Source organism: Bradyrhizobium erythrophlei (assembly GCF_900142985.1).
Lineage (GTDB): Bacteria > Pseudomonadota > Alphaproteobacteria > Rhizobiales > Xanthobacteraceae > Bradyrhizobium > Bradyrhizobium erythrophlei_B.
In genome coordinates, this window is sequence record NZ_LT670849.1 from 703,410 (window position 1) to 729,772 (window position 26,363).

General features: G+C 62.8%; 27 protein-coding genes. 9 read left to right on the forward strand and 18 right to left on the reverse strand.

Annotated elements, in window-relative coordinates:
• Window positions 1-4: 4 nt before the first annotated feature.
• The 10 genes from BUA38_RS03100 to BUA38_RS03145 are packed head-to-tail and all read right to left on the reverse strand — an operon-like array spanning window position 5 to window position 8,310.
• The gene (locus tag BUA38_RS03100; protein ID WP_072816658.1) at window positions 5-679 is read right to left on the reverse strand and encodes a hypothetical protein; all 675 of its coding nucleotides are present in this window, start codon (window positions 677-679) and stop codon (window positions 5-7) included.
• Window positions 679-1,233, reverse strand: coding sequence for a type II secretion system protein GspM (gene gspM, locus BUA38_RS03105; protein ID WP_072816659.1), 555 nt, complete (start codon window positions 1,231-1,233; stop codon window positions 679-681). The genes BUA38_RS03100 and gspM overlap by 1 nt, the downstream gene beginning before the upstream one ends.
• Window positions 1,230-2,297: a PilN domain-containing protein gene (locus BUA38_RS03110; RefSeq protein ID WP_083587919.1), complete on the reverse strand. Its 1,068-nt coding sequence runs from the start codon at window positions 2,295-2,297 to the stop codon at window positions 1,230-1,232. Before BUA38_RS03110 ends, gspM begins: the two co-directional genes overlap by 4 nt.
• Before the next feature lie 5 nt (window positions 2,298-2,302).
• Window positions 2,303-3,298 (reverse strand): general secretion pathway protein GspK, encoded by a 996-nt coding sequence (locus tag BUA38_RS03115; RefSeq protein WP_072816660.1) that lies wholly within the window; start codon window positions 3,296-3,298, stop codon window positions 2,303-2,305.
• Window positions 3,295-4,047 carry a PulJ/GspJ family protein gene (locus tag BUA38_RS03120; protein WP_072816661.1) on the reverse strand — a complete coding sequence of 251 codons (753 nt, stop codon included), beginning with the start codon at window positions 4,045-4,047 and terminating at the stop codon, window positions 3,295-3,297. The genes BUA38_RS03115 and BUA38_RS03120 overlap by 4 nt, the downstream gene beginning before the upstream one ends.
• Window positions 4,044-4,454 (reverse strand): PulJ/GspJ family protein, encoded by a 411-nt coding sequence (locus tag BUA38_RS03125; protein WP_172805967.1) that lies wholly within the window; start codon window positions 4,452-4,454, stop codon window positions 4,044-4,046. The genes BUA38_RS03120 and BUA38_RS03125 overlap by 4 nt, the downstream gene beginning before the upstream one ends.
• Window positions 4,429-4,905 (reverse strand): prepilin-type N-terminal cleavage/methylation domain-containing protein, encoded by a 477-nt coding sequence (locus tag BUA38_RS03130; protein ID WP_072816662.1) that lies wholly within the window; start codon window positions 4,903-4,905, stop codon window positions 4,429-4,431. Before BUA38_RS03130 ends, BUA38_RS03125 begins: the two co-directional genes overlap by 26 nt.
• Window positions 4,889-5,380, reverse strand: coding sequence for a type II secretion system major pseudopilin GspG (gspG, locus tag BUA38_RS03135; RefSeq protein WP_083587420.1), 492 nt, complete (start codon window positions 5,378-5,380; stop codon window positions 4,889-4,891). The genes BUA38_RS03130 and gspG overlap by 17 nt, the downstream gene beginning before the upstream one ends.
• A gap of 19 nt (window positions 5,381-5,399) precedes the next feature.
• Window positions 5,400-6,614, reverse strand: a complete 1,215-nt coding sequence (locus tag BUA38_RS03140; RefSeq protein ID WP_072816663.1) for a type II secretion system F family protein — start codon at window positions 6,612-6,614, stop codon at window positions 5,400-5,402.
• A 10-nt stretch (window positions 6,615-6,624) separates the two neighbouring features.
• On the reverse strand, window positions 6,625-8,310 hold the full coding sequence (locus tag BUA38_RS03145) for a GspE/PulE family protein (protein WP_072816664.1): 1,686 nt from the start codon (window positions 8,308-8,310) through the stop codon (window positions 6,625-6,627).
• A 459-nt stretch (window positions 8,311-8,769) separates the two neighbouring features.
• On the opposite strand from BUA38_RS03145, the gene gspD reads away from it, so the two are divergent.
• Together gspD and BUA38_RS03155 are read left to right on the forward strand one after the other, a co-directional pair.
• A complete protein-coding gene (gene gspD, locus BUA38_RS03150; protein WP_172805968.1) occupies window positions 8,770-11,118 on the forward strand; it encodes a type II secretion system secretin GspD in 2,349 nt (782 codons plus the stop codon).
• Window positions 11,099-11,563, forward strand: a complete 465-nt coding sequence (locus BUA38_RS03155) for a tetratricopeptide repeat protein (protein WP_083587421.1) — start codon at window positions 11,099-11,101, stop codon at window positions 11,561-11,563. The genes gspD and BUA38_RS03155 overlap by 20 nt, the downstream gene beginning before the upstream one ends.
• 34 nt (window positions 11,564-11,597) lie before the next feature.
• Here BUA38_RS03155 and dctA read toward each other — a convergent pair whose 3' ends face one another.
• The 6 genes from dctA to BUA38_RS03185 form a co-directional block, all read right to left on the reverse strand.
• Window positions 11,598-12,965: a C4-dicarboxylate transporter DctA gene (dctA, locus tag BUA38_RS03160; protein ID WP_072816666.1), complete on the reverse strand. Its 1,368-nt coding sequence runs from the start codon at window positions 12,963-12,965 to the stop codon at window positions 11,598-11,600.
• A gap of 66 nt (window positions 12,966-13,031) precedes the next feature.
• A complete protein-coding gene (locus tag BUA38_RS03165; protein ID WP_072816667.1) occupies window positions 13,032-14,198 on the reverse strand; it encodes a zinc-dependent alcohol dehydrogenase in 1,167 nt (388 codons plus the stop codon).
• Window positions 14,199-14,222: 24 nt separating this feature from the next.
• Window positions 14,223-15,053, reverse strand: a complete 831-nt coding sequence (locus tag BUA38_RS03170) for an IclR family transcriptional regulator (RefSeq protein ID WP_244553180.1) — start codon at window positions 15,051-15,053, stop codon at window positions 14,223-14,225.
• 147 nt (window positions 15,054-15,200) lie between these two features.
• Complete coding sequence (locus BUA38_RS03175) at window positions 15,201-16,655, reverse strand: TRAP transporter large permease subunit (protein WP_072816669.1); 1,455 nt, start codon at window positions 16,653-16,655, stop codon at window positions 15,201-15,203.
• A complete protein-coding gene (locus BUA38_RS03180) occupies window positions 16,655-17,146 on the reverse strand; it encodes a TRAP transporter small permease subunit (protein WP_172805969.1) in 492 nt (163 codons plus the stop codon). Before BUA38_RS03180 ends, BUA38_RS03175 begins: the two co-directional genes overlap by 1 nt.
• Window positions 17,147-17,189: 43 nt before the next feature.
• A complete protein-coding gene (locus BUA38_RS03185; RefSeq protein ID WP_072816671.1) occupies window positions 17,190-17,576 on the reverse strand; it encodes a RidA family protein in 387 nt (128 codons plus the stop codon).
• A 371-nt stretch (window positions 17,577-17,947) separates the two neighbouring features.
• Between BUA38_RS03185 and BUA38_RS03190 the strand changes: the two genes are divergently transcribed.
• The 5 genes from BUA38_RS03190 to BUA38_RS03210 all read left to right on the forward strand — a co-directional run bounded on the left by BUA38_RS03190 (window position 17,948) and on the right by BUA38_RS03210 (window position 23,607).
• Window positions 17,948-18,985: an ABC transporter substrate-binding protein gene (locus BUA38_RS03190; RefSeq protein WP_083587423.1), complete on the forward strand. Its 1,038-nt coding sequence runs from the start codon at window positions 17,948-17,950 to the stop codon at window positions 18,983-18,985.
• Window positions 18,986-19,003: 18 nt separating this feature from the next.
• Entirely contained in the window at window positions 19,004-20,443 is a 1,440-nt protein-coding gene (locus tag BUA38_RS03195) for an amidohydrolase family protein (protein ID WP_072816672.1), read from the forward strand.
• Window positions 20,444-20,496: 53 nt separating this feature from the next.
• Complete coding sequence (locus BUA38_RS03200; protein ID WP_072816673.1) at window positions 20,497-21,159, forward strand: HAD hydrolase-like protein; 663 nt, start codon at window positions 20,497-20,499, stop codon at window positions 21,157-21,159.
• A 162-nt stretch (window positions 21,160-21,321) separates the two neighbouring features.
• Entirely contained in the window at window positions 21,322-22,725 is a 1,404-nt protein-coding gene (locus BUA38_RS03205) for an MFS transporter (protein WP_083587424.1), read from the forward strand.
• Between the two features lie 117 nt (window positions 22,726-22,842).
• Complete coding sequence (locus BUA38_RS03210) at window positions 22,843-23,607, forward strand: GntR family transcriptional regulator (protein WP_083587425.1); 765 nt, start codon at window positions 22,843-22,845, stop codon at window positions 23,605-23,607.
• Here the strand turns inward: BUA38_RS03210 and BUA38_RS03215 are convergent, their stop codons facing one another.
• Window positions 23,608-24,717 (reverse strand): Zn-dependent alcohol dehydrogenase, encoded by a 1,110-nt coding sequence (locus BUA38_RS03215; RefSeq protein ID WP_072816674.1) that lies wholly within the window; start codon window positions 24,715-24,717, stop codon window positions 23,608-23,610.
• A 25-nt stretch (window positions 24,718-24,742) separates the two neighbouring features.
• Window positions 24,743-25,060: a DUF6166 domain-containing protein gene (locus tag BUA38_RS03220; RefSeq protein ID WP_072825789.1), complete on the reverse strand. Its 318-nt coding sequence runs from the start codon at window positions 25,058-25,060 to the stop codon at window positions 24,743-24,745.
• Window positions 25,061-25,169: 109 nt separating this feature from the next.
• Here BUA38_RS03220 and BUA38_RS03225 point away from each other — a divergent pair, with 109 nt between their 5' ends.
• Both BUA38_RS03225 and BUA38_RS03230 read left to right on the forward strand, forming a co-directional pair.
• Window positions 25,170-25,961: a sterol desaturase family protein gene (locus tag BUA38_RS03225; RefSeq protein WP_072816675.1), complete on the forward strand. Its 792-nt coding sequence runs from the start codon at window positions 25,170-25,172 to the stop codon at window positions 25,959-25,961.
• Between the two features lie 5 nt (window positions 25,962-25,966).
• Window positions 25,967-26,359 (forward strand): hypothetical protein, encoded by a 393-nt coding sequence (locus BUA38_RS03230; RefSeq protein ID WP_072816676.1) that lies wholly within the window; start codon window positions 25,967-25,969, stop codon window positions 26,357-26,359.
• Window positions 26,360-26,363 lie beyond the last annotated feature (4 nt).

The window sequence follows — 26,363 nt, forward strand, 5'->3', positions numbered from 1 at the left end:
ATACTTACCGCTCGCGGTGGCGCGTATTGACCTGCGTCACCGTCCCGGTCTCGGAGTTGGGCGACCACGCTTCGCTGCGCACCGCGATGGACGGTTGCGAAAGGCCCGGCTGCGGCAAGGCGACGACGAACGTCTGCTGGTTTTTCTGAAATGACGCTTCCCGGCTCTGGATCGATCGGAGCTGCCAGCCCTGAAAATCCTCGCCCTCCTTCAGCCGAAGCACGGATTTGGTCGCCTGATCGACAAAGATCCCGAACCTGGCGTCATCGCCCGAGATCGTACCGACCAGGGAAAGTTGCGGCTGTTCAGGCTCCTTCGGCTTGGGCGGCGCAACCACCTTCGCCACCGTGACCGCGGATGCCGGCGGTGCCGGCGGGCGGCGCGACGGCAAAAAGATCGGGCGTTCGCGCGTCACGGTGAACTGCTTGAGCGGCATCCCCCACAGCGGATTGGCGCTGAGCGGGCGTTCGGCGGCAGGGCTGCCCGGCGTGGACGGAGGAATGGTAACCTCAACGACCGTCGTGGCGGGCTCGCTCCAGGTCGACGGAACCGAAGCGCTCGCCTTCGAACCCTCGCTCTGATCGTCGAGCGCGGTATCGGAAACGACGGTTGCTGCCGAAGCGCCCGCGCATAACGGCAACGCAAGAACCAGAAGCCGGATGGCGAGCTTGCGTGTCATCATTTTACTCCCTGCCACTGTCCGGAGACGCCGAGCAGAAACCGCAACTTGCCTTCACCTGCGGTCGCCACCTGGATGTCGAGCTGGTCGACGAACAGGAACGGCATTCCCGCTTCGAGATCGTACAGCAGCGATTGCAGCGCCGATTGCTCGAGCTCGCAGTTTGCCACCATGCTGACGAAACCGGCCTTGGCATTCGGGCCACCCTGCACGTCAAGTTGGGACGACAGCACGTTGCCGCCCGCCTTGGTCACGGCGGCCGCGACGCGCTGCAAAAGGGCCGCGCCGGCAACCGTCACGGTGGCGCCTTCGAGAAAGGCCGAACCGGTTGGCGCGCCGGCTTCACCGGCTCGCTTGTCAGCCGTCAGCGGCTTGCGGCCCTCCAGTTGCTCCAGCATCGCGGCAGACGCGGCCACCGATGCACGCTGGTTGTAGAGATCGATCAGCGAGTTCGCGGCGATAATCAGCAACGCGACCACAAGACCGGCATAAACCGCGCCTGCGATGATCGGCGAACCCACAAGCGATTTTCGTATCGTGGCGGCGAGATTCATGTGCTCGATCCAAAGGATGGCGTGATACGGGCTTCGATGTGAAACTGCTCGCCGGGCGCGTTCTGTGCGCGCGTGGTCGGCGCAAAGAACGTCGCGCGGGCAAACTGCGGCGACTTCTCGATCAGGCGGATCAGCGATGGCGCGTCCTGCGTCATGCCCACCACCTGAACCTTGTCGCCATCGATCCGAAGCTCGGTGACATAGGTGCCGTCGGGCAAGGCCTTCGACAGCGCCTCCAGTACGATGACTGTCGAGGGGCTCGACTGTTTGCGCTTGGCGAGCAAGCCGACCGCCGAGCCGCCGTCGGGGCCAAGGCGGAGCGCGGCGCGCCGCTGCGAAATCCGCTGCACCAGTTGCTGCTGTTCGGAATCGAGGCTGTCGCCGAAATAGAGGCCCGCCAGCAGCAAGATCGCGACCGCGCCTGCGGCCGACAGCAGCACGACGCGCAAGGTGCGCGGCGTGTCGAGCCCGTGAAAGGCCGCGCCCCGCAACGATTGATCCAGCACCTTGATCTTTTCCTGCCCGTTGCCGGCAGGAGGGACGGCGAAGGCCGTGAGCGATTGCGCGCCGAGGCCGCTTGCAAACTGAACCAGCGGCTCGATCTCCTGCTTTGACGTCGCCGCCAGCGTCAGCTCAATTCGCTCCTGCCCGGACGGCGACGGGGCGCTCCAGCCGAAAGCCGCCTCCTCCGCCGACCACGGCGTCAGCCGGTCGATCTGGGTACGGATCATGCCGTCGAGAAAATCGGTGGCTTGTTTTGGAAAATCGAGCGGCCGGAACAGTACGTGAGCCGGCACGAGTTGAGTTTCGACGCGGCTGCCGCGAAACGCCGCCTGCCAATCAGGCGACAGGGGCGGAGTTGGCCGGCCGTTGGAAATCCGGAATGAAACATCCGGTAGCTGCGGGCCTTTTCGAGCCGACTTCAGCCGCGCGGTCAGGACAGCGGTGCTTTCGCCGGCAAGCTCGATCTGCGGCCGTGGCGCGTAGCGGCCGATCAGGGATTCGACAGCGCCTGCCACCGCCGAGATCCATTCTTCGAACACTGCTTTTGCATCTGATATCATGGACATCATCCACCTGCCTGTCTGAAGGGCCGGACCACGCTCTCGGCCAGGTCCTGCCACGACAATACGCTGTAGGGCTGCTTGGGCTTGTCGTCCTTGGCATCCTTAGCCTCGGTACTGCCCAATGAGATGACGGCTTCCGACGCGGCGCGGCGGCCGTTACTGAACCGCAGCGTCGTTGTGACGCGAAAGACCTTGCTATCCGGCAAGGTCGCGCCGTCCTTGGCTGCCGCGCCGAGCGCAGCCGCGATCGCCTTCTGGTCGCGCGGCAAGGACGGCCGCTGCTTCAGAAAATCGTTGAGCACCTCCGGCGTCATGCCGGGCAAGGCAGCAATGACTTCCGGCCGCGCCAGCAACACATCGACATCGGCCGATTTGCTGAAAACCGTCACAAACGGCAGCACGCGCTCGACGATGGCGGGCGTGGCGCCCAGCACCAGGCTCAGTTCGTTGACATGGGCAAAGGGCGCTCCCCTCGGCGCGTAGTTGAGACCGGCGGCAAGGTAGAGCGCCCCTTCATCGTCGCTCTTGATTGGAGCTGTAGCGGAGGGGGTATTGGACCCTGCACTGGATTTGGGTTCGGTCCGCCATCCGACGATCCGCTCGGCGAGGTCGCCGGCCGCTTTCGGTTCGACGCCGAGAACCTCAAACAGGCCGTCGAGCATTTCTTTCGGGGCGTGGTTGAGATCGACCCGCGCCGCCTCGGAAGCGTAGGTGACCGCCGCTTCCGCATTGTCCAATTTGAAACGAAAGGAGCCCTGTGCGGGACGCGACTTTTCGTCCGCCAGCAGCAACTGATAGGCGGTGAGTTCGAGGCTGGCCGACGTCAATGCCTCGGTCTGGACGTCGATATCGGTCACGCCGAGGGCGCGGGCGGAATTGGCGAGATAGACTGAAAAGATCGTGGCAAGCGCCGACAGCGCCACGAGAATCCAGAGCACGGCAATGATGATGAAACCGCGCTGCGCGGATGGCGCCGTTTGTCTGACCGGCCACATCATCGCGAACCACCCTGGCCTGCGCCGCCCCCGCCTTGCGATGCCGCCGGCGAATTGCCCTGTTGTCCGCTTTGGTTGGCGGGCTGACCGTTATCGTTGCACTTTCCATCGGCCTGCTTGCACTCGCCTTGCGCCAGCGTCTGAACGTGAATGGTGGTGACCGTCGAGACGGCGCGGCCGTTGGAGGAATCGCGCACGGTCAACCTGATCTTCGCCGGCAACTTCTCGGCATCCTGCCAACTGCTTTGCCATGCCTGGTCGTCGCCCGCATAGGCAAACGACAGTTGATACGGCGCGCGCAGCAGCAGCACGGGTTCGGCGAAATGAAGCCGATCGGAGGCCTGCTGCGGCGGCATCGGCCGGAACGACATTCGCGAGCGGACCGTGGCCAAGCCGCCCTGGTCCGAGGTCTCGGACAGGCGCACCACGTCGAGCCCCGGGCCGACGTTCGGGCCGAGCGCGGTGCGCACGAAAATGACCGACCGCTCGGTCCCTGCGAAAAGCGGCTTGGTCTCGCCGCCACCGATCGGCACATATTGCGACGCCGCCAGGTCGTCGGCGATGCGTTGCAGCGTGATGCTGATCATTTCGCTGCGCTGAATGCGATCAAGGCCGCGATTCCAGTTCGGCAGCCACTGCGCGGTGATGTTGGCGAGCGCCGACAGCACGAGGCCCGTGAGCGCCAGCGCCACCAGGCTCTCGATCAGCGAAAAGCCGCCCTCGCCGTTGCGTCTGCCCGCCGATACCGTCATTGCTGCTGTCCATGCACCAGGCGGACCGTCTTGAGATCCGTCACGGCACCCGACGGCGAACGAACCTGAATCTTCACCAGCGCCGGAATCCAGGGCACGTCCGAACCGGTCGCCGCCCATTCCTCACCCATCGGAGTGACGTCGATGCGCCATTGATGGTCGTTGGTCCTGCCCGACCACGTCCCGAACCCGATCTTCTCGCGCGACGGCACTTCTGTCGCCGTGATGGTCCGTACCGCCTGCATCATCGTCACGTGCTGCTCCAGCGAGCGTACCCCGCGCACGTTCGTCGACATCACCGATCCGATCGCCACGATCGATACGGCGACGATCGCGAGCGCAATCAGCACCTCGAGAATCGTGAAACCGGCGGCGCTGCCGTCAGTTGGCGGCGTTCTTCGAAACAATTTCGATCCTTCCGGTCAGCCAGTTGACGCGGACCTCATAACCGACGTCCGCGCGCGTCAGCGCTACCGCGCCGCCGCAGGACATGCCGCTGGCAAGGAAGCTGATCGTCGACAGCGCCTCGCGTTGATTGCAGGTGCGGGGCAACAGCGCCTCGAAATGAACATCGTCCGGAATGCGGATCATGTCCGCGCTGGCGCCCGACCGGATCACGCGACTGCCGGGATCGACGAGGGTGGCGACCCCTGTGCCGCGCCGGATCGCCGCGTTGCGGTCTTCCTTCAGCAGGGCCGCCGTTTGCAGCACATAGGCCTGCAAGCGGGAACGCGTGGTGTGGCGCGGCACGAACGGCAGGAGAATAGCCGCCAGCATCGCAATCAGCGCCAGCACACACACCATTTCCAGCAGCGTGAAGCCGCGCTCGCGCTCGGAGGCCTTATTCATTTTTGGCATTGACGAGGTTCTCGCTCGATATATCGGCGGCCAGTCCGCTGCCACCTTCCTGGCCATCCGCGCCATAGGAAATGATTTCGTAGGGCCCGTGCTCGCCGGGCGAGCGGTAGACGTAAGGATGATTCCAGGGGTCGTTCGGCAGGCTGTTGCCCTTCAGGTAGGGTCCGTTCCAGGCGCCGACGCCCGACGTCCGCTGCATCAGCGCGGCAAGGCCTTCCGACGACGATGGATAGCGGCCGGCGTCGAGGAAGAACAGGTCGAGCGCGCTTCCGAAGCTCTGCAGCTGAATCCGCGCCGCCTTGACCTTGGATTCGCTCAGATAGTTGAGAACGCGCGGGCCGATCAGACCCATGATCAGGCCGATGATGGTGATCACGACCAGCATTTCGACCAGGGTGAATCCCGCCTCACCGGACTTGTGCCGGCGCTCGCGCTTTTCGTTTGCGGTGAAGAAAATGCCAACGCGTTTGCGCATGTGATCTGATCCTTGTGCTTTATCCAACCAACTGGGTGACCGACAGCAGCGCGGTCATGACCGATACGATCAGTCCTCCGACCACGGTGCTGATGGTGATGATCGCGAGCGGCCCGACGATGCCGACGATGCGGTCGAGGCTGCGCTGTAGTTTCGCCTCGTAGAATTCGGCAACCCTGCCGGCAAGCACCGGTAGCTGGCCGGTCTCCTCGCCGAGCCGCAGCATGCGGATTGCCATCGGCGGCATGTTGCTCGATGCCAGCAACGCGTCCGAAAGCTTGCCGCCGTGGCGAACGCGATCAGCCGCAACCGTCCACACCGTCACGTTTCCGGTTACGGCCATGATGTCGACCAGAATGCGCAACGTGGAGGTGAGATTGACGCCGCTGCCGAGCAGCACCGCCAGATTCCGGCAAAAAAGACTGGTGCGATAGAATTGAAAGATGACGGCGATGCCTGGCGTCTTCGCGACGAGCGAAACCAGCGCGCTCCAGGTGCCGGGCCGGCGAAACAGCCACCACAGGCCCATGATGGTGCCGGCCGCGATGAGCAGCGCGACCGTCGCATTGGCCCGCAGGAAGTTCGACAGACGGATGAAGAAGCTCAACGCCGTGTCGGACTTGGCGCCGAAGTCCTGAAGCACGGAAGAAAACTGCGGCAACACGAACAGAATAAAGAACAGCATGACGCAAGCCGCGGCGATCAGGACGAAAACCGGGTATTGCAGCGCGTCCGTCACCTTGCGGCGCATCGCCTCGGAGCGCGCGCGTTCGGCGCCCAGCATCTCGAGCACCTGGTCGAGCGTTCCCGACACCTCGCCGACCTTGACGAGTGCGACATACATCGGGGGAAACAGCGAGGGATGTTCGGCAACCGCGCCCGCAAAGCTTTCGCCCGAAAGCACAGATGCCCGCAAGCGCGCGACCACGGGGCGAAGCCGGCCGACATCGGCATCGTTGGCGAGCAGTTCGAGCGCATCGTCAAGGCGAGCGCTGGCTTTCAGCAGCAGCGCGAGGTCCCGCGTGAACGTCGTCACCTCCGCCGGGCTTGGCCGGCCGAAGAAGCCGAAATTATCGCCGCCTCCCCCAGATGCCTTCTTGTCCTCGACGGTTTCGATCGGCAACAGGCGCAGATATTCGATACGGCGGGCGACCTCGGCAGCCGTCGGCGCCGAGAGCGTGCCATTCACGATCTCTCCGTTCTGCGTCAGGGCCCGGTAGCGGAAATTCGGCACGATCCTGACCTCACCGCGCGGTGGTGACGCGAAGCAGTTCCGACGGCGATGTCAGACCGGCGCGGCATTTCGCGATGCCGTCTGCGATCATCGTCGTCATTCCGGCGCGGATCGCCGCTTCGTCGATTTTGTGACCATCGGTCCGTTCGCCGATCAGCGAGCGGATTTCGTCGGTCATCTCGAGCAACTCGAACACGCCGAGCCGACCGCGATAGCCGGTGCCGCCGCAGCGCTCGCAGCCGCAGGGCGATTGAAGGACTTCACCTGCGCGGAAGCCGAGCTCGCCGAGCCTGGGGTCTTCGGCGATATCGGCATCAACGAGCGCCTTCGGCGTCTTGCAGCGTTCGCACAATTGCCGGACCAGCCGCTGCGCCACGACCGCGCGCAGCGTCGAACGCAGCAGATATCCTTCGACACCGAGATCGAGCAGCCGCGGCACGGCCGCAGGCGCCGATTCCGTGTGCAGCGTGGTCAGAACAAGATGCCCGGTCAGCGCCGCATGGATCGCAACATGCGCGGTCTCATTGTCGCGAATTTCGCCAACCATGATCACGTCCGGGTCCTGACGCACGAACGAACGCAGCGCCGCCGCGAAGGTCAGTCCGATCGCGGGCTTCACTTGCGCCTGGTTGACGCCGGGGATGTCATATTCAACGGGATCTTCGACGGTGAGGATCTTGCGGCCGGGCTCGTTCAGGATCGACAGCACCGTTGCAAGCGTCGTGGTCTTGCCGCTGCCGGTCGGCCCCGTGACGACGATCAGGCCATGCGGCAGCTTCAACAGCCGGCGTAGCTTGACTTCGTGGGCCGGAGAAAAGCCGAGCTTGTCGACCACCAGCAGGTTGCGGTCCTTTGGCAGGATACGAACGACCGCGGATTCGCCGTGCTGCATCGGCATGATGGCAACGCGAACATCGATGTCGGTGCGACCGACGCGAAGGCGCGCGGCGCCGTCCTGCGGCAGACGCCGTTCGGCAATGTTGAGATTGGCGACGATCTTGATGCGCGAAATCAACGCCTGCGGCAGCACCCCGGCGGGTGCCGTGACCGGCCGCAGCAAGCCGTCGACGCGCATGCGAACCACGAGTCCGGTCTGGAACGGTTCGATATGAATGTCACTGGCGCGCAGCTCGACCGCCTTTTCCAGGAGATCGTTGACGGCCCGGACCACCGGCGCGCCGCTTGCAAGGTCGCGCAGGCTCTCGATATCGTCTTCGCGCAGAATGATCTCGCCGGCCGCATCCGCGGGCTCGGCATTGTCTTCGCCAAGCCGGCGATCCAGCACGACGGAGAGATCTTCGACCGAAGCCACCATGATGGCGACATCCCGGCGCAGCACGATTTCGGCGGCGCGTTGCGCGGCGCGGTCGGTCGGATCGGCGACCGCTAGCGCAGCAGCGCCATCGGCGGTCTGATAGGGGAAGACCGTCATTTCCCTCAGGAAACGTTGCGAGAACGCCTCGTTGAGTGCAGGCGCCGACAGCAATTCCTGAAGCGTCACACGCGACAGGCCCGCAAACCGCGCCGCCTCGTCGGCGAAGTCGCCTGCTGAAAGCTTGGTCAACTCCCAAAGTTTGGATTGCGGGCGCGAGCCGGCGCCCTGCTCGATCGGCTGGCCGCCGGCGGCCGCCGACTTCACCAGATGATCGTTACGGCGAAGGTGCTCCAGAAATTGCAGGGACTCGTCGCTGGCCATAGCTGTTTCCAGTCGCTGCACTGTTTTCCAGGAGGACGCACGAATACGGCCGAGCGCGGTCATAGCGCCACGGCTCGCCTGCTACTCGGTCACCAAGGAGGTTATTGATCGGAAACATGACAGTCGTACGAAACGGCCACCGAGAGCCGTTCACAAGTCCGGCCTGGTGGGGTGGATTTGACATTCGCATCTTTTCGCGAGCCGAGCATTTTTACGAGTTTCAGAACCAAAGGGACACTGGCAACCATATGATTCCAGTGTGGCTTTTGACGCTGACGTTCCTTTTGAAGAGGTGGCCCGCGAAACTGAAAGGAATGTCAGCGCCGCCACACTGGCCGCAATTCCCTGCCGATAACACGCCGCTCAATTAAATCTGTCATGTTCGGACGGTAAGAACCGCGATTAAGCCTGATCCTGCCAAGGGGTCCGGGGGCGTTAAGTAAAACAGGTTTGGATAACATGGCGAGTGTCGGCAAGGGCGGCCCGTTCCTTTCGGTCGGGCGCGGTATCGGCGCTGCTTTGTTGGTGACGTCTGTTCTCCTGTTGACGTCCTGCAATCCTGCGACGGTCGGCTCCAGCGGCACCAGCACCCAAGACATTGATGTTATGGACAAGGTGCGGTCGATCGACATCCTGCCGCGCACGCCGACCCAGACCGGCAGTACGACGACGTCAAGCGGTCCGCGGGCTCAGCCGGCCGTGTTCCAGGGCACCGAAATAACCGACGTCGCCGCGCCCCGCGCGCAACCCTCCGCCGGCGGAAGCGGCGGTGGAAACGGCTTCGATCTGAATTTCGACAACGCGCCTGTTGCAACCGTCGCCAAGGTGGTGCTCGGCGATATCCTCCAAACGGGGTATACGATCGACCCCCGGGTGCAGGGCACGGTGAGCCTCGTCTCGGTGCGGCCGGTGCCGAAGTCAGACATCATCTTTGTTCTCGAAAATGCGCTTCGGATCAGCGGCGTAGTGCTGGTTCGTGACACATCGGGTTATCGCCTGAGCCCGGTGGGCGATGCAGTCGGCGCCGGCCATGTCGATGCGGCCGCCTCCAACCCCGAGCCGGGATACGGCGTCTCGGTGGTCCCGCTGCAATATGTGTCGGCACAGACGCTGCTCAAATTGATGGACAGTTTTGCCACCAAGCCCGGCGTGGTGCGCGCCGATGCGACGCGGAATTTGTTGCTGATTCAAGGCACTGGACCGGAACGCCGAACCGCCGTCGAAACCGCGCTGAGCTTCGATGTCGACTGGATGCGCGGCCAGTCGATCGGCATCTATCCGATTGCGAACAGCAACCCCGAACCGCTCATCGCCGAACTCGAAAAGATCGTGGATTCCGGCGAAAATGGCCTGAACCAGAGCCTGGTCAAGTTGCAGCCGGTCGCCCGCATGAACGCCGTCATGGTGGTGACCAAGAAGCCCGGACTGCTGCACACCGTCGAGACTTGGATCAGGCGGCTCGACCGTTCCGACAGCACGCGAACCAGCGTCCACGTCTACAAGGTCAAGTACGGCGATGCGAAACAGATCGCCCGCGTGCTGAACGACATGTTCGGCGGCGGATCGTCCTCGAGCCTGCTCGACAGCGCCGACAATCAAGTCGCGCCGGGATCGGGCACCGCCAGCGTCGGCGACCGCCTGTCGCTCAACAACAACAACAGCAGCGGTGCGAACAGCAGCTCAAGCAGCGCCGGCTCCTCGTCGCAGGCGGGCGGCGGCCTCGGCTCACGCAACAATTCAGGCTTCGGTTCGGGCTTTGGCGGCGCCTCCGGCGGTGCGAACAACGGCAATTTGGGTCAGCTCGACAAAGGAAACGGCCCGGGCTCCGGCGGAGCGCCGCTGCTGCAAAACGTCCGGATCACCCCTGACGTCGTCAACAACTCGCTCCTGATCTACGCCGATCAGAGCAACTACAGGATCATTGTATCGGCATTGCAGCAGGTCGATCAGCCGCAGTTGCAGGTCGCAATCGATGCCACGATCGCCGAAGTCGACCTCACCGACGAACTCCGGTACGGCGTTCAATTCTTTATCAACAAAAATGGAGGCTCGATCCTCAATACCCAGGCCACCTCCCCGCCGACGACCACTTCCACGACCGACGCAAATGGCAACGTCATCGGCACGGTCACCAGCGCCCTGATCAACCGCGCGTTTCCCGGCTTTAATTTCCTGATCGGGTCTGAAGCGAATCCAAATTTTATCCTCGATGCCCTGCACACCGTGACCAACGTCAAGGTGCTGTCCAACCCGTCGCTTGTCGTCGTCAACAACCAGTCCGCGACGCTTCAGGTCGGCAACCAGGTTCCGATCTCGACCGGCAGTGCGACCGTGCTGACGACCAACAACACGGTCGTCAACACCGTCGACTATCGTAACACCGGCATCATCCTGCACGTGGCACCACGTGTCAGCGCCAATGGCAGTGTGCGGCTCGACATAGAACAAGAGATCAGCAACGTCGTGCCATCGAACAACACCAGCACGGCGCTGACCCCGACCATCTCGGAGCGGAAGGTCAAGAGCTCCATTTCCGTCGCCAACGGACAAACGGTACTGCTCGCAGGCCTGATCCAGGACCAGAAGAACGAAAACAAGAACGGCATTCCGGTGCTGGACCAGGTCGAAGGACTAGGCAATCTTTTCTCGGGCCAGGACAATACGAAGTCGCGCACCGAGTTGATCATCTTCATTCGTCCTCAGATCATTCGCGACGGCACGGACGCGCACACGGTTGCCGAAGAACTTCGCTCCAAGCTGCGCGGCACCGTTAGTGCGAGCAGTCCCTATGCCCAGCGCCTTCAATAAAGTCCTCCCCGCCTTAGCCTTGGCCTGTCTTGCCTCGACCCACGGCTTTGCCGGCGATCACGTCTATTATCCGACCCAACCGATTGTGGTGACGCACGGCAATGCCCGGGCGTTGGGGCGGCTCGGCTTTCGTTATGAAAACGGCTTCGGCGTGCCGCAAAATTATATCGCTGCCGCCGATCTCTACCGGCGTGGCGCCGAACGAGGCGATGCTTTCGCCCAAGCCAGGCTTGGCCTGAGCTATGACAAGGGCCACGGCGTTCCGCAGGATTTCATCCTTGCCTACAAATGGCTCGACCTCGCGACCGCGAGGGCGTCGCGTCGCGAACGCGACTTCTATCAGCGGCTTCGCGACGCGGTTGCCCAGAAGATGTCACTGGAGCAGGTCACCGAAGGCCAGCGGCTGGCGCTTGTCTGGGCTGCGGGCTGGGCAGATCCATATTGAGGGGCCGGCGGGCTGACGGAAGGTCGCTGCGGCGTTAGACCGTGCGGCCAGCACCCTCGCCTGCTCCGTCAGGGTCTTCAGCAAATCCGGCTTTCAGCTCGGCATCCGCCGCCGCCACGTCGATGCTGCCGACCCAGCGGCCCACGACCAGCGTCGCGATGATGTTGGACGTAAGGTTGGTTGCAGCGCGTATTTGCGCCATGAAACGGTCGGCGCCGAGCAGCAAGGCGATGCCGGCGACCGGCACGGCGTCGACCACGGGCAGCGTCGCCGCAAGCGCAATGAAGCCGCCGCCGGTCACGCCGGCCGCTCCTTTCGAGGTGAACAACATCACGAACAGCACGCTCAGTTGATGCCAGATCGTCAATTGAACGTTGAAGGCGTGCGCCAGAAACAACACCGACATCGTCATGTAGATTGCGGTGCCGTCCATATTCAGCGAAAAACCGCCGGGCATCACCAGGCCGACGACTTCCTTGGACACGCCGAGCTTCTCGAGCTTTTGCATCGAACGCGGCATCATGGTTTCCGCCGACGTCGCCGCGAACACGAACAGGATCTCGTCCTTGAAATAGTTCAGGACGCGGCCGATGCCGAAACCCGAAAGCCGGAGAAAGCCGCCGAGCACGATCAGGACGAACAGGATGCTGACGATATAGACCGAAGCGACGAGCTGGCCGAGGTCGAGCAAGGTGCGCAGGCCGTATTTGCCGACGGTGAAGGCCATGGCGCAGAGGGCCGCGATCGGCGCGAAATACATGATGATCCGCACCATGCCGAACAGCGCCGCCGCCGCCGCTTCCATAAAGACCACGACCGGCTTGCCGCGATCCTGCACCAGGCTCAAGCCCAGCCCCATCAGCAGCGCCACAAAGAGAACCGGCATGATGTCGCCCTTGACGAAGGGCTCGACAAAGGAATTCGGGATGATCGACAGCAGGAATTCGGTCAGGCCGGAATCCTTGGCGACCTTGGTGTAGGCCTCTACCGCCTTGGGATCGAATGCGGCCGGATCGGCGTTAAGGCCCTTCCCGATTGGCCAGACGTTGCCGACGATCATTCCGATGATCAGCGCCAGCGTCGATGCGATCTCGAAATAGATCAGCGCCTTGACGCCGACATTGGCAACCTGGCGAATGTCGCGCATTTTCGCAATGCCAAGCGCGATCGTGGTGAAGATGATCGGTCCCACCACGACCTTGATCGCCTTCACAAAGGCATCGCCGAACGGCTTCAGGTTGACCGAAAAATTCGGAGCGACGTAACCTAGCGCCGCACCGAGTGCGACCGCGATCAACACCTGCAGGTAAAGCTTGCGATAAAACGGCACGCTCGGCGCGGCGGCTTTGGCATCGGCACGAGACATCCCGGAGGACGGACGGTCGATCTCGAACGCGGTCATTGCTTTTCCTCCGCAACCCCGAACACGAGACGGCTTCGCCGTCTTCCGCCTTTGAATCCGCCTGCTTTATTCCGCGGCCACGCGGCTGAGGGCGGCGTGACCGTGGGTCTTGACCACAACCTTGATCGCATCCTCGATACGCTCGCGGGCATATTTCAACGCAGTCGGCAGATCATCAAGCGCGAAGGTGTGCGTGTGCACTTTGGTCGCATCGAAGCGCTTCTGCGCCATGAAGGCTTCGGCGCGATGGGTTGCGCTCTTGCCTTCGCCGCGGATGCCATAGACATAGATGTTGTTACGCACGATATGGGCGATATCGACTTCGGCAGGCTTGCCCGGGAAAGCCGCGAGACAGATGCGGCCACCGCGATTGACCATGCGCGCGGCTTCATTGACCGCTTCCGGCGCGCCGGAGCACTCGACGACATAGTCGACGCCCTTGCCGCCGTTCAGCTTGCGCACGGCCTCGACGGGATCTTCCTTCTTGGCATTGATGACGTAGTCGGCGCCCAATTCCTTGCCGATCTGAAGGCGATTGTCGCGCGTTCCGGTCAGGATCACCGGACTGGCGCCGAGCGCCTTTGCCACCGCGACGCCGAGCAACCCGATCGGACCGGGGCCGGTCACGACCACGCTCTCACCGGCCACGAGGCCGCCGAGTTCGGTCAGGCCGTACATCGCCGTGCCCGCCGTCACCACGAGCGTTGCTTCCTCATCCGACATCTCGTCGGAGATCGGAACCAGCGTGTTGATGTTGTTGATGGCGTATTCGGCAAAGCCGCCGTCGGTCGTAAAGCCGTTGGCGCGATGTCCCTTGTCGACGTCGCCGTAGTTCAGACCGTAGTTGTGGCAGGCGGTGTACATGCCTTCGCGGCAGCGCTTGCACTGGCCGCATCCGGCGTGAATCTCGACCGTGACACGCTGCCCTATCCTGTATTCGTCGACGCCCTGCCCGAGCGCGACCACCGTGCCCATATATTCGTGGCCCGGAGTGAAGTTCTTGTTGAACGGCATGCCGCCCAGGATCGACGCGGGTGGCCCGTGATGAATGATTTCGAGATCGGTCGCGCAAATCGCCACCGCATCGATGCGAACGAGAACTTCGGCGCGCTTCGGCACCGGCACCGGCTTCTTGGTCAGCGTCAACTGGTCAGGATCGCCAAGCACCCAAGCCCGCATCGTCTCCGGAATCGGAAAATCGGGCGAGGTCTTGACGTGATCGGGCTCGTACATGGGTTTCGCTCCTGAATGCTCTCGTTATTCCGCCGCCATGCTCTTGGCTGGTCCCTGCAAAATGGCGCCGGGCGCGCCAAGCTCGGCCGACAATTCGTCGGCCGCAGCGATCAGATGAACCCTGAGTTCATCGATATATTCCTCGGTGGCGCGAAACGCGGGACACGACACGCTGATGGCGCCGACCACCGCCCCGGCATGATCGCGGATCGCAGCCCCAAGGCAGATGACGCCAGGCCGGAATTCTTCGCGATCGATCGAATAGCCGCGCCGGCGCGTGAGCCGCATTTCCTCTTTCAGCGCCTCGATGTCGGTAATGGTGTGCGGTGTGAACGCCGTCAGTCCTTTGTCCGCCACGATCCGGTCGAGTTCGTTCGGCGGCAGCCACGCCAGGATCGCTTTGCCCGTCGCAGTCGCGTGCGCCGCGCCGGCATTTCCACCGAGGCCCGCATCGACGCGCACGGCATGCCGGGACTCGCGGCGCAGGATGTGGACCAGATTGGTGTCCTGCATGATCGCAAGCTGAACGGATTCCTTGGTCTGGTCGTTCAGGCGATCGAGGAAGCTTTGCGCGCGCCGCGGCAAATCCACTTGCCGCAGACAGGCTGCGCTGAGGTGAAGGATGCGCGATCCCAGCACGTAGCTTCGGCTGTTGGCGCCGCGCGACACATAGCCCCAATTGTGCAGGGTCGAGATCAGGTGATGGCAGGTCGAGACATTCAACCCGGCGGTCGCTGCGATTTCGGTCAGCTTGGCTTCACCACCGGCATCCGCCATGACGTCCAGAATGAGAAAGGCGCGATCGAGCGCCTGGATGCCGCCATGGTCCCTTCCGATCGGCGGGCGCGCGGGCATCACGCCTCGTTTCTCACTCGCTCTTTCGGACGGCATCGACGTCGGCCCTCCCCGGCAGATGTTTCGGTCATAGGGCCCGATCCGCCGGATCAACGCAACTTAAATTTTCACATTGCGACGATCAATTTCATTAGATGAAAACCAGCTTTATCGGTGATCGGGACCGGCGTCGGTCTCCGGCTCCGGAAGCTTGATCATCTCATTGAGACGCCTGTTGAATTCCTCGTCCGACAGACTGGCCGGGCCCGGTTGGGAATCGCCCTCCGGCGGTCTGCCCGGATGCGTCAGCTGCGGAAAGAACAGAACCGAAAGCAGCAGCAACCATTGGGCTGCGAGAAACGGCGCCAGCGCTCGCAGAAAGTCGCGGAAGTCGGCCTGCTCCTTCAGCACGCCGCGGACCATCATCAGCGCATAACCGAACGGCGGCAGCAGAAAGCTGGACTGCAACGTCAACAGCATCAGCACCGAGACCCAGCGCGCATCCGCGACGCGGATCAGAAGCGGCGGAATCACAATCGGAACGATGACGAAAATGATCTCGAAGGCATCGAGCACGAATGCGCTCACGGCAATGAGACCGAGCACCACCGCTACTGCCGCGATATCGCCGCCGGGAATGGAGGAGACCATCCTTCCGGCAAGATCGGCCGCACCGAGCAGCCTCAGCACCATGGTGAACGTCGTCGCAGCCAACAGCAGCGAAAACAGTGCGCCCGTGAGCGCGATGGCATCGCCGAGAAGTTCGCCCAGTACTTTCTTCGGCAAGCGTCCCGAAAGAAGGCCAGCCATCAGCAGTGCAAAGGCGCCCATTGCGGCAGCTTCGACGGCGTAGAAATAGCCGAGCGATACGCCGCCAAGCAGAAGCAGCAGAAAGGCAAGCGCGGCCGCCGCAATCAGTCCTTGTGCAACCGACAGAGGCGCGCGCTCCGACAGTCTGGTTGCTCGACGGCCAATCAGCCCACACAGAGCGAGACAAAGCAGAAGGAAGATTCCGCCAGGCACCAGCGCCGCGTGAAAGATGTCCTGCGTATTGACGACGCGATCGGTGCGGCCAGTGGCGGTGACCGCAATCGTGTGGGCGGACAACATCGCATCACTCAGGAGAATAAGAACCAGCGACGGCGGCACCAGAACGCCAAGCGTGCTGGCTACAGCGACGATGGCCTGACGATGCGGCGCGCTGATGCCTTCTGCCGCCAAACGCGGTGCGACCACGCGCGACAAGGCAAGCACGCTGGCGCCGACCGAACCGTTCATCGGCCCGAGCAAGGCGCCAAGCAGCATGCCCGACACCAACGGCGCTGCGGGTTTGCGCGGCAGAACGGCTTGGGCAGCGCGATAAAGCGCATCCGCCACCGGCAAGCGGTCGAGCAACAGGCCCATCGTCACATAAAGCGGCAACGCCTGGAGCACGTCGCTCTCGAGCAGATTGATCAGCCGGCTCGGCAACGCCCACAGCGTCGCCACGTCGATGACGCCTGATACGATGCCGACGCACGCGCCAAAGCTCGCCATCGCCATCAGCACGACCGCGGCCGGCAGACCGGTCGCGATGATGCCGACGCCGACCATTACCAGAAGCGCGATACCAAACCACGCCATCACGCGTCATCCGCGGCTTGCGGCCGAAACATATCGAGCAGCGACTGGCCAAGGATCAGGATCGCCATCACCCAAAGCGCGAGCTTGATCAGGAAATAGCCGGGATTGCCGCTGTCCTGAAAGGCCTCGAGATCATGGAGACTGGAGATGACCGTCTGCTTGCTCGAGACCAGCACAAAGACGGCCCATGGCAACAGTCCGAGCGCACTGCCAAGCCGATGAAGCGCCTGCCGGACGCGCGGACCGTATCGCCGAGCCAGAAGATCCGCGGCGAGATGCGTTTTCGCGCGCGTTGCGGCCGTGACGCTGACGGCGACAAAAAAAGCAAACACGATCTGGCCGAGATCGTTGGCTTCGCGGGAGAGCATCCGGAACACATCGCGTAACGGCCATTGCAGAAACAACAGCACAACCAGCGGCAGCGCAAGCCATCTGGCCGCTGACACGATGGAGCGGATCAGGTGGTCGAGGCCACGCAACAGTCCGGTCACGCCTGCTATCCCCCCGCGTTCTCCTGGGGGATAGAATGCCCGATTAATCCGGCCGCTTGCAAACGAGATCGATCTCGATCAGCGCATCATAGGCGAGGCCCGTGACGCCGACGCAGGTGCGGGCCGGCAGACGGTCTGACGGAAAATAGCTGCGATAGGTCTCGTTCATCGCGGCGTAGTCTTCCTTGAAACGCGTGATGTAGATACGTGTCATCACGACATGTTCGAGGCCGAGCCCGAGACCTGCGAGCACGACTTTCAGATTGGCCATCACGGCATGGGTCTGGGCGACGATACCCTCGGGCAGGACGCCCGGCGTCTCCGGGCGATCCGGCATCTGCCCTGTGACGAAAACAAAGCCGTCGGTCTCGACGGCATGGCTGAACGGCGCCACCGGCTTCGGGCCGCCCGGTATCATGTGAAATTTCACGGTCTATGTCCTCAGGTTGCGGAGTTGAGCAGGCAATCGACTACGCTCTTACGCAAGACCGCACGCACACCCAAGCCGTTATTTGACGGCGAGCTGACCGCGAGGACGAGCTCGTGCTACAAACAGGGCGTCGGCTGCAAATAATTTAGTCACGCCGGCGGGCGGCGATGCGATACTTCATCAGGTGCCTATGTGGCGACGCTGACGTTCCTTTCAGTTTCGCGGCGACCTCTTCAAAGGAACGTCAGCGTCAAAGCCACACTAGTATCGTATATTTGCTAGCGTCCCTTTGGTTCTGACATTCGTAAAGGTGCCCGCTGCGACAAGATACGAATGTCAGAACCGGGACGCTAGGGAGAAAGAGAGAGCGAATGACCAACTGGCTGAGGATGGCCGCCGTGGCCCTGACCTTGAGTTTGGTTACGGCGCCGGCATATGCCGAGGCGCCGGCGACCAAAATCAGGTTCACGCTCGACTGGAAAATCCAGGGCATTCATGCCTGGTTTTATTGGGCCAAGGCCAAGGGCTACTTCAAGGCCGAAAACCTCGACGTCACGATCGATCAGGGTGAAGGCTCGGCCGCGACCGTGACGCGGATCCTGTCCGGCGCTTACGATGCCGGCTTCGGCGACATCAATGCGATCATCCAGAACGCGGCGACCAGACCCGCGGAGACCCCTCGCATGGTCTACATGATCTACAGCAAGGCGCCGTTCGCGCTGCTCACCAAGGCCAACGGACCTCTGAAATCGCTGAAGGACCTGCCGGGAACGAAGGTCGGCGCGCCCGCGGGCGCAGCGACGCTGAAACTGTTGCCGGTTCTTGCCAAAAACAACCAGATCGATCCGGCGAGCCTCAACATCACGCAAGTGGCGCCAAACCTCCAGGAGCAAATGTTGCTGCAAGGTCAGGTCGATTCCATCGCCGTGTTCAGCGCAACCAGCTACATGAACCTGGTGTCGCTCAAGCTCGATCCCGACAAGGACTTCCGCTGGTTCTTCTATTCCGATCACGGCATCGATCTTTACTCGAACGGCGTCATGGTCTCGCCAAAGCTCGCTCACGAAAAACCCGATGCCGTCAAAGGCCTGCTGCGGGCGATCAATCGCGCCATCCGCGAGACCATCGCCGATCCGCAAGCGGCGATCGACTTGCTTGCGACGGAAGAGCCACTGCTGAAGAAGGATATCGAGCTGCGACGCCTGACCTATGTTTATGGCTCGCTGATCGATACGCCCGAGGCGCGGCAGCTCGGACTTGGCGATGTCAACGACGAGCGGCTGAAATCCTCGATCTCGATCGTCTCCTCGGCTTTTGAACTTGCGAAACAACCGGACGCCGTGCAGGTTTTCGACCGCGGCTTTCTGCCACCCAAGGCCGAGCGGATGCCCCCGGCCGCCAATCACTAACAAAGACGGACCGCTCCGATGCGCCAGATCGACTGTGCCCATGTACTGACTGGCAAGGGCGTTGCGAATAACCAGACCATCGAAATCGACGGCGAGCGGATCCTTTCGCTTCGCCCCGGCTCCGGAACATCGAAACCGCGCCTGCTCGCGATGCCGGCGCTGGTCAATGCCCACGACCATGGCCGCGCGGTGCGCACCAGTTCGATCGGCGCCGGCGGCAAACCGCTGGAAACCTGGCTGCAATATATGGCGCTGTTTCCTGCCGTCGATCCGTATCTCGCCGCGACTGTGTCGCTCGGCAACAGCGCGCTCGGCGGCGCCGGCATCGTCATGATGCACTACACGCGCGCGCAAGGTTTTACCGACCTGCCGACGGAGGTGGCGGAAGTGGCGCGCGCGGCGTGTGATGTCGGTGTGCGCGTCGGCTTCGCGGTCTCGATGAAGGACCGCAATCCGATCGGTTACGGGCCGCCCGAACCGCTGCTCGATGCGCTTCCTAAGCCAGCACGTGACGAAATCGTCAGCCGCTTCGTTCGCCCGCCGCTGGCGCCGAAGGACTACATCAAGCTCGTCGATGATGTCGCCGCGGCCGCGGAAAGTCCGACCTTCAACGTGCAATACGGCCCGAACGGCGTGCAGTGGTGCAGCGACGCGCTTCTCAAGGCGATCGCCGAAGCGTCACAGCTGTCCGGGCGGCGCATCCATATGCATCTGCTGGAGACGCGCTATCAGCGCGGTTATCTCGATCAGTTGTACGACGGCGATGTCGTCAAATTCCTCGATTCGATCGGGCTGCTCTCCGAGCGCCTGACCTTGGCGCATTGCGTGTGGGCGCGCCCGGACGAGCTCGAATTGCTGGCCGCGCGTGGCGTGACGATTTCGACCAATTCGAGCTCGAATTTGAGACTGCGTTCCGGCATTGCGCCGGCGGCGAAAATGCTCGGATGCGGCTGCCGCGTCGCGATGGGCATCGATGGCGGCGCGCTCGATGACGACGACGACATGCTGCGCGAGCTCCGCCTCACGCATCTCCTGCATCTCGGCTCCGGCTTCACACCGAAGGTGAGCGAAAGCGACATGCTCACTGTTGCCGCCAAAACCGGCCGCCTGTCGGTGACGAATTTCGCCGAGGGCGGCATCATCGAACCGGGCGCGCCGGCCGATCTTCTGCTGCTCGATTACGATGCGCTCGACGACGATCATCTTCGCGACGATCTCGATCCGGTCGACATCGTCTTTGCGAGGGCGAATGCGCGTCATATTTCCGAACTGATCGTCGCCGGGCGCACGATCGTGCGCGATCGCCGCGTGCTCGGCATCGATCTCGACGCCGCCCGCCGCGAGGTGATCCTGCGAATGCGCGAAGGCCAGCCGGCCATGGCGCCGTTTGCAGCCGCACTGTCGCATCTCGATCGCGCCATCAGCGCACAGATGGAGCGCCACTTCAGCTGCACGTGAGGTGAAATTCCAAAGGCGATCCACAACAAACGCCAGGACCGGACACACTGCCCATGCTTCTTTCGTTCGACGTTTTCGGCACCCTCATCAACGTGCGGGAGAGCTCCTACGATGCCTTTCGCTCCATCCTCGGCGAATCTGGCCGACCGGACGTCGATGTCCGTGCATTCTGGGAATATTGGGAGGAAAGAAACATTTCCCATTATTGGGAGACCTATCGGCCCTACAAGGAAATCTGCGCTTTATCGCTCGGTGAGGCGTTCGCTCACTTCGACATTCCCGGCGACCCCAGCGCCATTTCCCATTACTTCGACGCGTTCAGCCGCTTCCAGCTCTACCCGGATGTCCTTTCAACGCTCGAAACCTTGAGCCGGCGCCATCGGCTGGCGATTGTCTCCAATATCGACAACGATCTTCTGGCGGTCACGCCGTTGTGGCGCGAATTCGATCTCGTTTGCACGGCTGAAAAGGCGCGTGGCTACAAACCCGACGGCACCCTGTTTCGCTATTTGTTGGAGCACGCCGGAGTTCCTCTGAATCAGATCCTGCATTCCGGGCAATCGCAGTTCACGGACATGGTCGGCGGCAAGCCGCTCGGCCTGACGATCGCCTGGATCAACCGGCGCAACATCCAACTGGCACCGACCGTGCCAAAGCCCGATTTCATTTTTCCGGACATTGCATCGCTTATTCCGCTGATCGAGCGCATGGCATAACAGCCGGAACCGGCTTCGAAACACCAGCCATATTTGAGCGCTCGACCAACGCATCCCTGCGCAAAATCATGCGGTGGAAGCGCCAGGGCCCGGCCGCCCGCGCTTGTAGAAATGTTACTAATATGTCAGACATATGCAAAAATCATATTCAGGGAGGGGCTCATGACCACTTTGACCACGGGCGGTTCGATACCGAGATCGGCGACCGATCACGCGGCAAGCGCGACGCAGACGGCGGCGATCGCCGCGCGGCTGGAGCGGTTGCCGCTGACGTCCTACCAGCGCGGCCTGTTTGCCATCATAGCCACCGCCTGGTTCTTCGACAGCATGGATCTGGGCGCGCTGACCTTCGTGCTCGGCCCGATCCGCCAGAGCTTCGGGCTCTCGACGTCAGAGGCCGGGCTACTTTCCAGCATGAGCTTTCTCGGCATGTTCCTCGGCGCGGCGTCCGCAGGCTTGTTGGCCGATCGCTTCGGCCGCACGCGGGTATTTCAGGTCAGCATGATCTTCTGGGGCCTCGGCAGCATCCTCTGCGGCCTGTCGCCGACCGTGCAGATGCTGGCCGCAGCCCGCGTACTGCTCGGCTTCGGCATGGGCATGGAATTTCCGGTCGCGCAATCCATGGTCTCCGAAATCATCCCGGCCGGACAACGTGGTCGGTATATCGCGCTGCTCGAAGGGTTCTGGCCGCTCGGCTTTATCGCCTCGGGCCTGCTTTGCCTGGCGGTGCTGTCGGTTGCCGACTGGCGCTGGGTCTTCATCCTGCAAGGCATCCCCGCGATCTTCGTCCTGATCGTGCGCCGTTACGTGCCGGAATCGCCACGCTGGCTCGCAAGCCACGGCGATGCCGAGCAAGCCGAGCGCGTGATGTCGGAGATCGAGCAGAAGGTCTCGGAGCGGCTTGGCGGCGCGGCGCTGCCGACCCCCGCCCCCTTGAAGGTCGAGGCACGCACGACAACACAAGGACTGGCGACGCTGTTTTCGCCCGGCTACCGCCGCCGCACCGTGATGCTGTGGTGCCTGTGGTTCTTTGCGCTGCTCGGCTTCTACGGCCTCACCACATGGCTCGGCGCGTTGCTTCAGGCCAAGGGCTTCCCGGTGACCAAATCCGTCTTCTACACCATCCTGATTTCGCTCGCGGGCATTCCCGGCTTCCTGGCCGCCGCCTTGACGATCGAAGCGCTGGGACGCAAGGCGACCTTGATCGCGACGCTGCTCGGCGCTGCGATCGCCTGCTACTTCTACGGCGGCGCCACGGACCAGGCCCAATTGATCACCGCCGGGCTTTGCATGCAGTTCTGCACCTTCGGCATGTGGTCGGCGCTCTATGCCTATACGCCCGAGCTTTACCCGACGCATGTGAGGGCGACCGGCACCGGATTTGCGTCGGCGATCGGGCGGATCGGCTCGCTGATCGGCCCATCGCTGATCGGCTTCATCCTGCCGGCCGCGGGTCAATCAGGCGTCTTTGCGCTCGGCGCCGGCGCGTTCATCCTCGCGGCACTGGTCGTCCTCGCGCTCGGCGAAGAAACCAGGGGACGCACGCTCGAGAGTATCTCGCATTAAGATGCGCGATCGTTGGCGGTTGCGGCGGCCACATGGATTGACCTTGTGGCTGCCGGTGAAATATCCCTCGCGGCTAGAATCGCGTTAGTAACAGGCAGCGAAGGAGAATCGGGATCGATGGCCGTGCAGAGACCAGCCAGGCGGGCACGCGCGCCTAAACTCGTTGCGCCGAAAGGGCCGCCCAAGGCCTCGAAGGCAGAGCGGCGGACGGCCGGTTCCAACGGCACCGATCATGCGGCGGACGATGCGGAAACCCTGACCGACCGCGCCTATCGGCTGGTCGAGGAACTGATCGTTACGCTGGCGTTGCCGCCCGAAACCATTCTTTCGGAACAATCGCTGGCAGCAAAGCTCAAGATCGGACGAACGCCGATCCGCGAAGCCTTGCAGCGGCTCGCACGCGACGGCCTGGTCGTGATCCTGCCGCGGCGGGGCATTCTGGTGTCGCAGATCAACCTGAAGACGCAGATGCGGCTGCTCGAAGTGCGTCGCGAACTGGAACGGTTGATGGCAAAAGGCGCGGCCGAACGCGCAACGCCGGAAGAGACCGCCCAGTTCGCCGCGATAGCCCGCGACATGCGTCGCGCTTCTGATGAGAGCGACGATATGACGTTTATGAGGCTCGACCGCCAGTTCAACGAACTGGTCAGCCAAGCCGCGCGCAACGAGTTCGCCTCGCGCGCGATGGGCCTGATGCACGGCCTGTCCCGCCGCTTCTGGTATCAGCACTATCGCGAATCCGGCGACCTGCCGCTCTCGGCGCGGCTGCATGCCGAGGTGGCCGAGGCGATCGCCAAGCGCCATCCGGATGCCGCAGGCAAGGCCTCCGACCGTCTGATCGACTACATCGAGAGTTTTACCCGCAAGACCATCGAGGCTTGATTAGAGAGTCACCACGCTGCGGATGGCCTCGCCGCGCTTGAGCGCAGCAAAGCCTTCGTTGACCTGTTCCAGCGAAATGCGTGCGGTGATGAGGTCTTTCAGATTCAGCCGGCCGTCGAGCGCCGCGCGCGCCAGCATCGGAAAATCCCGCAACGGTCGCGCGCCGCCATAGCTGGAGCGGCGGATGCGCTTTTCCTGCATCAGGGATCCCCAGCGAAACGCCACGTCCTCGTTGACATCGGTCTTGCCGAGCCAGATCACCTCGCCGCCCGGCCGCACCGCTTCGCTCGTCAGCCGGAAGGCACGTGCGCTGCCGGCCGCTTCCAGCACCACGTCGGCGCCGCGGCCGGCCGTGAGCCACCGTACGGCCTCGACGACATCCTCATTGCCAGCGTTGATCGCATGCGTTGCGCCAAGTTTCCGGGCCAGCCGCAGCTTGTCGTCGGCGAGATCGACCGCCATCACGGTCTCTGCGCCCGCCATCCGCGCGCCCTGTACGGCGGCAAGGCCGACCGCGCCGCAGCCGATCACCATCACCGCGTCACCATAGTGGATCGAAGCGATGTTCAGCGCCGCGCCCACGCCCGTCATGACGCCGCACCCGATCAGGCACGCCTGATCGAACGGCAACTCCTTCGGAACGGCAATCGCCTGCTGCGCCGGCACGATGCAGTATTCGGCGAGCGTGCCGAGATACATCAGGTGCTTCAGCTCCCGCCCGTCGCGCAGATGCGCGCGGCTTTGGCCGTCGAATTGAACCGCGAGCGGCGCCTGGCTCAGGTAACTCTCGCACAGGATCGGCAGGTCGCGGTCGCAATAGAAGCAGTGCCCGCAATGCGGATTCCACGACAATACGACGTGGTCGCCTACATTGATGCCGTGGGCCTTCAGCCCGGCCTGTTCGACCACCCCGGCGGCCTCATGGCCGAGGACGATCGGCATCGGATTGCGCAAGGAGCCTTCGATCACCTCGAGGTCGGTGTGGCAGAGCCCGGCCGCCTTGATCCGGACGAGCACGTCATCGGGGGCGAGATCGGCCGCTTGCACCGTCTCGATGGTGAGCGGCGTCTTCGGCGCGTGAAGGACGGCGGCCTTGTAGGTGAGTGCCACGGAAATATTCCGCTTTCGATGTGCGTCAGGAGGCGGCGCGAAGCGCGTTACCGCGCAGCGCATCGAGTGCGGCATCGATATCGGCCGACGTCATCTCCCACTCGTTGCCGAAATTCGCGACGACGCCCGTCATGAAGGGTTCGACCAGGGCGAGCGCCTTGGTGGAATCGCCGAGATGTTCGGCCAGCATCGCCAGCGCCAGCTGCCGCGGCTCCGGCCCCTCATAGCTCCACTCGAATCCGTTGGCGGTGTAGCGATGAAGATCGAGCCTCTGGTCGAGCGGCCGGCCGTCGACCGTGACCTTGATGCCGTCGATAGTGCGGTCGCCGACGAAACTCTTCATGCACAGTCCCTCCCCGAGCCGGAATAGCAGCTTGCCGCTTTGATAGATGAGTGATATATCAGATGGCGAATTCGCTGTCATCGTCGATTTTCTTTAGGGTAGGACCGCCATGGAACTCGCATCGACCCCCATGTCCGACCGTCAACGCCGCTACCGCGAGACCTACCGCGAGCGCGTCGCCGGATGGTACAATGGCTGGCTGCACGTCTTCATCATCTACGTGATCGGCTTCACCGCGCTCTACATCTATCTGGCGAATGTGCGGAACTTGCGCGCCTGGGAGCTCTTGATCGTTCCCGTGACCTTCCTCGGCGCCAACTTCTTCGAATGGTGGATCCATCGCTACGTGATGCACCGCCCCTCGCAGGTCAAGGCGTTCCGCGCCATCTATAACCGCCACACCCTGATGCATCACCAGTTCTTCACCGACACCGAGATGCGCTTTGCCGACCACCACGACTGGCGCGTGACATTCTTCCCGCCCTATGCGCTGGCGACCGTCACATTGATGTCGATCCCGCTCGCAATGATCGCGGGCTTCATCATCTCGCCGAATGTCGGCTGGCTTCTGATTTCGACCACGACATCGATGTACCTGATCTACGAGTTCATGCACTTCTGCTGCCATGTCGAGGAGAACTGGTTCGTTCGCAATGTACCCACGGTGAACACCATCCGCCGTCACCACGCCGCCCATCACGACCAGTCGATCATGATGGAGCGCAACATGAACCTGACCTTCCCGATCATGGACTGGCTGTTCGGCACGTCCGATCTCAACCGCGGCCTGCTCGGCCATGTCTTCAACGGCTATGATACGCGCTTCGTCAAGCGTGACATGCGCAAGACCTCGCGCACGCCGAAGATCGATGTCTCGATCCATTCGGTTGCGGCCGAGTAGCGCGGATGGGCGCGATCGAACCCAATGGCGTGGCGCTCGCATTGTTCGTCGCGACGTTTGCCGCGGGCTGCCTGAGCTTCTTTACGCTCGTCGGCATGTTTCCGGCGAGCGCGCGGCCGGTTCTGGTTGCCGGCCACCTCGGCAATCTGCTCGTGCTTGCGAATTTGGTTTTGCTGCTGGTGCTGCTCGGCGGCGTGGCGCTGTTCGCACATGAGACATTGCGCTGGACCTCCGTCGTTGTGGCGGGCGGCCTGATTTTCCTGTTCGTGCCGTCGGTTTTCGAGATCATTCCGGGCACGTGGCGTGACAGTCGCGGCGGACTTCTCTTGCTCGGCGCGCTCCAACTCGCCGCGCTCGCATTGCTGATTTCACCGCTTCAGAAATTATCCGCCTTGTAAGGAG

Bases quoted from the DNA above. Each gene is read 5' to 3' on its own strand.
- BUA38_RS03155 (WP_083587421.1), top strand. From the start codon at position 11,099: ATGCCCAGCGCCTTCAATAAAGTCCTCCCCGCCTTAGCCTTGGCCTGT.
- BUA38_RS03170 (WP_244553180.1), bottom strand. From the start codon at position 15,053: ATGCCCGCGCGCCCGCCGATCGGAAGGGACCATGGCGGCATCCAGGCG.
- BUA38_RS03195 (WP_072816672.1), top strand. From the start codon at position 19,004: ATGCGCCAGATCGACTGTGCCCATGTACTGACTGGCAAGGGCGTTGCG.
- BUA38_RS03120 (WP_072816661.1), bottom strand. From the start codon at position 4,047: ATGACGGTATCGGCGGGCAGACGCAACGGCGAGGGCGGCTTTTCGCTG.
- BUA38_RS03145 (WP_072816664.1), bottom strand. From the start codon at position 8,310: ATGGCCAGCGACGAGTCCCTGCAATTTCTGGAGCACCTTCGCCGTAAC.
- BUA38_RS03130 (WP_072816662.1), bottom strand. From the start codon at position 4,905: ATGCCAAAAATGAATAAGGCCTCCGAGCGCGAGCGCGGCTTCACGCTG.
- BUA38_RS03205 (WP_083587424.1), top strand. From the start codon at position 21,322: ATGACCACTTTGACCACGGGCGGTTCGATACCGAGATCGGCGACCGAT.
- BUA38_RS03210 (WP_083587425.1), top strand. From the start codon at position 22,843: ATGGCCGTGCAGAGACCAGCCAGGCGGGCACGCGCGCCTAAACTCGTT.
- BUA38_RS03200 (WP_072816673.1), top strand. From the start codon at position 20,497: ATGCTTCTTTCGTTCGACGTTTTCGGCACCCTCATCAACGTGCGGGAG.
- BUA38_RS03230 (WP_072816676.1), top strand. From the start codon at position 25,967: ATGGGCGCGATCGAACCCAATGGCGTGGCGCTCGCATTGTTCGTCGCG.
- gspD (WP_172805968.1), top strand. From the start codon at position 8,770: ATGGCGAGTGTCGGCAAGGGCGGCCCGTTCCTTTCGGTCGGGCGCGGT.
- BUA38_RS03110 (WP_083587919.1), bottom strand. From the start codon at position 2,297: ATGATATCAGATGCAAAAGCAGTGTTCGAAGAATGGATCTCGGCGGTG.
- gspG (WP_083587420.1), bottom strand. From the start codon at position 5,380: ATGCGCAAACGCGTTGGCATTTTCTTCACCGCAAACGAAAAGCGCGAG.
- BUA38_RS03190 (WP_083587423.1), top strand. From the start codon at position 17,948: ATGACCAACTGGCTGAGGATGGCCGCCGTGGCCCTGACCTTGAGTTTG.
- gspM (WP_072816659.1), bottom strand. From the start codon at position 1,233: ATGAATCTCGCCGCCACGATACGAAAATCGCTTGTGGGTTCGCCGATC.
- dctA (WP_072816666.1), bottom strand. From the start codon at position 12,965: ATGACCGCGTTCGAGATCGACCGTCCGTCCTCCGGGATGTCTCGTGCC.
- BUA38_RS03165 (WP_072816667.1), bottom strand. From the start codon at position 14,198: ATGTACGAGCCCGATCACGTCAAGACCTCGCCCGATTTTCCGATTCCG.
- BUA38_RS03175 (WP_072816669.1), bottom strand. From the start codon at position 16,655: ATGGCGTGGTTTGGTATCGCGCTTCTGGTAATGGTCGGCGTCGGCATC.
- BUA38_RS03100 (WP_072816658.1), bottom strand. From the start codon at position 679: ATGACACGCAAGCTCGCCATCCGGCTTCTGGTTCTTGCGTTGCCGTTA.
- BUA38_RS03115 (WP_072816660.1), bottom strand. From the start codon at position 3,298: ATGATGTGGCCGGTCAGACAAACGGCGCCATCCGCGCAGCGCGGTTTC.
- BUA38_RS03225 (WP_072816675.1), top strand. From the start codon at position 25,170: ATGGAACTCGCATCGACCCCCATGTCCGACCGTCAACGCCGCTACCGC.
- BUA38_RS03220 (WP_072825789.1), bottom strand. From the start codon at position 25,060: ATGAAGAGTTTCGTCGGCGACCGCACTATCGACGGCATCAAGGTCACG.